The organism is Vibrio sp. 1288, from assembly GCF_033344475.1.
Genome location: NZ_JAWPOX010001164.1, coordinates 1 through 510, shown reverse-complemented (window position 1 = coordinate 510; position 510 = coordinate 1). Strand labels below are relative to the sequence as shown.

General features: G+C 45.5%; 1 protein-coding gene. It reads right to left on the bottom strand.

Going from position 1 to position 510, the window contains the following annotated elements; all coding sequences use genetic code 11:
* The coding region (locus R8O11_RS31460; RefSeq protein ID WP_318195423.1) for a sulfatase-like hydrolase/transferase at window positions 1–510 on the bottom strand (510 nt) is incomplete at both ends.

Genomic DNA, 510 nt, shown 5'->3' with positions numbered 1-510 from the left:
CTTTTGCACGTTGTTCCATGAAGACCAATTTCCACTTGTTGTAACGAAGCGCAGTTAAATCGCCATCGTCCGAGAAGTAGAAAATCTCTTCACGCGGTGCTTTCTCTTCTTTACCAGTGAGGTATGGCAGGAAGTTATAACCATCTAGGTGAACTTTGTAGTTGATCTTGCCAACTTTCTTACCTTTCAGTAGCTCGTCTTTAACTTTAGTGTCACCTGCTGCTGCAACCAATGTTGGGAAGAAGTCTTCAAGAGACATCATGCCATTAAAGGTTTCGCCAGCTTTGATGTGACCAGGCCATTTGATAAGAGCAGGAACACGGAAGCTGCCTTCCCAACCTGTATTCTTCTCACTACGGAATGGCGTCATACCTGCGTCTGGCCATAGGTCAACCATCGGGCCGTTATCTGTGGTGTAAACGATGATAGTGTTGTCATCAACACCAAGATCTTTCACTTTTTTCAGTAGTTCGCCGATTTGGTCATCGTGCTGTTTCACACCGTCAGCGT